The organism is Methylobacterium sp. WL6, assembly GCF_008040095.1.
GTDB lineage: Bacteria > Pseudomonadota > Alphaproteobacteria > Rhizobiales > Beijerinckiaceae > Methylobacterium.
Map to the genome: position 1 here is coordinate 1 of NZ_VRVH01000401.1, position 3,338 is coordinate 3,338.

The 3,338-nt window shown below is 70.8% G+C and carries 1 protein-coding gene; it reads left to right on the top strand.

Annotated features, from left to right (window positions below; all coding sequences use genetic code 11):
• On the top strand, positions 1–3,338 hold a 3,338-nt coding region (locus FV230_RS26265), incomplete at both ends, for a phage tail length tape measure family protein (protein ID WP_187275630.1).

Genomic DNA, 3,338 nt, shown 5'->3' on the forward strand with positions numbered 1-3,338 from the left:
CGCCAAGGCCGAGCGGGAGGTTGCCGAGGCGGCGGCCGCCGCCCAGCGCGCGATGGAGGCGGCCAAGCGCGCGCAGGATACCGCTGCCGGGAAGCCGGCGCCTGTCGCGCCGGTCGTGCCCGGCGCGCCGGCACCGGCGCTAAGCCCCGTCCCTGGCACGCCGAGCCGCCCGCCAGCCAATGCGCCTGGTCCCGCGCAGGGCGCGGCGGCAGGCCTCCGTCCGGATCAGTGGAAGAACCTCGGCTTCCAGACCAACGACATCCTGACCTCGCTGTTCTCGGGCATCCCGGTGACCCAGGTTATCGCCCAGCAGGGCGGCCAGGTCACACAGGTGCTCGCGGACGCGCCGGGCGGCATCGCCGGCGGCCTCAAGATCGTCGCCAGCCGGGCGATGGAGGTGTTGACGCCCGTCCGCCTGATGGCCGCCGGCTTCCTCGGCGCCGCGGCGGGCGCCGCCTACCTCGGCGTGTCGTGGGTGCGTTCGCAGGAGCAGATCCGCACGGGGCTGCTTGGAATTGGCGCGCAGTCGCGCGCGACGGTCGCCGACGTGAACCGGATCGCCGAGACCGCGACGTCCGGGGGCAGGCTGTCCCGCGGCGACGCCCGCGGCGTCGCCGGTACGGTTGCCGCGGCCGGCAAGGTCGACGTCTCGAACATCCCCGGCATCGTCGACCTAGCACCCGGCTACGCCAAGCTGTTCGGCAAGGATCTGGCTGAGACCGGCGCCGACCTCGCCAAGATTTTCGCCGACCCGGTGAAAGGTGCCGATGAGCTGAACGCCCGGATGGGCGGGCTCGATGCGGGGACACGCGCCTACATCCGCACTCTGACCGAGCAGGGCGATCGCCAGGGTGCGATCCAGGTGCTGGTCCGGACGTTCGCCTCGGACATCAAGGCGGCAGCCGACAAGACGACGCTCTGGGCGAAGGCTTGGAACCTTGTCTCGACCGCGGCCGACGCCGCCGGCGGCGCGATCGCCCGCCCGTTCACTGAGAAGACGCCAGAGGAGCGCCTCGCGGCCGAACGTGAACGCCTGCGCCAGCTTCGTGGCGAGCAGACCCAGGCAGCGCCGGCGGTCGGTTACGGGCTATCATCGCTCGCTCAGGATCAGCTTCGGCTCCGTCGTGCTCAGGCCTCGCCCCAAAACGGCGAGGTGATCAAGGCACAGGAAGAGAAGGTTCGGGCGGCTGAGGTTGCGGCTGAGGAAGCTCGGTCCAAGGCGGTCGCGGACGCGCGCGCCAAATCTGCGGCCGAACTTTCGGAGCAGGCGGAAGCTGCTGTTCGCTCGCTACAGCCGGAGATCGACCAGCTTGAAACTCTGAACAGCAAGATCCTGTTGTTGCAGAAGACCCAGAGCGACCTGGACGCGATCGCCGGCCTCTCGGCGCAGGCGCGCAAGCAATACACCGACGCCTTGGCTTCGGCTCGTGGCGCGGTCGAAACCTTCATGTCGGCCGAGGATAAGGCGCGCGCCTCCGAGGCCCTAACGATCCGCTCGATCGAAGCCCGCACCGTCGCGCAAAAGGCCTCGATCGCGGCCGAGCGCGAACGGATCGCGCTCGCCGGCCGGGCCGACGTAACGCCGGCCCAGCGCGCCGCTGCGATCAAGAGCGCCAGCGACGCCGTCCTGGCGCAGTCGACCCGCGACAGCCAGGACCGCCTGCGGGACAGCACCGATGCCAACGCCTCCGCCGGCCTGTTGAGCTACCCGCGCCAGCGCGCCGAGCTGGAGGCGCGCTACCGCAAGCTCTTCAAGGAAAACGAGGGCAACCTCCCGGCGATCGCCAACCTCCAGAAGTCGCAGACGCTGGACGCCCAGGCCATCGACAAGGAAGCGATCGGCGGCCCGCTCCGCGACGCCAACCGCTCGCTCACCGAACAGATCGGCGCGCTGAAGCTCCAGCAGGACGCCTTCGGCGCCTCGACGGAGGCGGCGACCCGGATGGCCGAGGCCCAGCGCCTCTCCAACACCTATGCGGCGGCGGGCATCCCGATCACGGCCGAGATCAAGCGCGGGATCGACGCCTACGCGGCCTCGGCCGGCAAGGTCGCCGCCGCGCAGGAAGATCTGACGCGCAAGCAACGCGAGATCGTCGGCGGGATGGACGATTTCCGGTCGGGCTCGCGGAGCACGCTCACCGGGATCTTCTCCGATGTCAGCCAGGGCAAGAGCCCGGTCGCCGGCATCAGCAGCTCGCTCAACGGCGTCGCCTCGCGACTGTTCGAGCGCAGTGTCGCGACCCCGCTCGTGAACGGCGCACTCGGCCTGGACGGCAAGGCCGGCGGCGGGATCTTCGGCGACGCCCTCTCCGGGATCTTCGGCAAGGCGCAGACCGTCTCGACGGCGCAGATCAGCGCCGGCGTGGTCAACCTCAGCGGATCGGTCTCGGGCATTCCCGGCCTCGGCGGCACGGCGGCGAACAGCAACGTGCCAGGCGCCGCGAGCGCCGCGGCCGGGCTCACCGGCACCGGCGACGCCGACATGGATCGCTACGCCAAGGCGATCCGCAAGATCGAGAGCGGCAGCGCGGCCGGCGATTACAGCGCGCTCGGCACCATCACGAAGTCGGGCGACCGGGCCTATGGCGCCTACCAGGTGATGGGAAACAACATCCCGTCTTGGACGCAAAAGGCGCTCGGGAAGACGCTGACCAAGGAAGAGTTCCTGGCCGATAAGGGTGCTCAGGACGCCGTCTTCCGTGATCAGTTCGGTGCGAGCGTCAAGAAATACGGCAATGCCGACGACGCCGCGAGCGTGTGGCTGAGTGGCAAGCCCCTGGCCACCGCCGGCAACGTCCGAGACGCGAACGGCACCAGCCCGACGGATTACGTCTCCGGCTTCCGCAAGGCTCTGCCGCCGGCGACGACGGCCGCGGACACCGCCGCGCCGGCCATCACCAAGCTCGACGCCTCGCTGAAGTCGGTCGAAACGACGGCCGGCACCGCGACGCAGGGCGTCTCCGGCCTGACCTCCGACCTCGGCGCGCTGCCGGGCACGCTGACCCAGACGAGCCAGGGCGTCACCCAGCTCACGTCGTCGCTCGGATCGAACGGCGGCGGCCTGATGGGCGTGCTGTCGAACCTGTTCGGCGGCGGCGCCAGCGCCGGCACCGCGACGGCCGTCACGGCGGCCACCGGCGGCCACATCCGTGGGCCGGGTACCAGCACCTCGGACAGCATCGTCGCCCGCCTGTCCGACGGCGAGTTCGTCGTGAACGCGGCCGCCACTCGCCAGAACCTGTCGCTGCTCCACGCGATCAACGACAACCGGATGCCGGCCTTCGCCGAGGGCGGCCCGGTCGGACAGATGCGGGCGGCCGGCGGCGGCGGCCCGCATC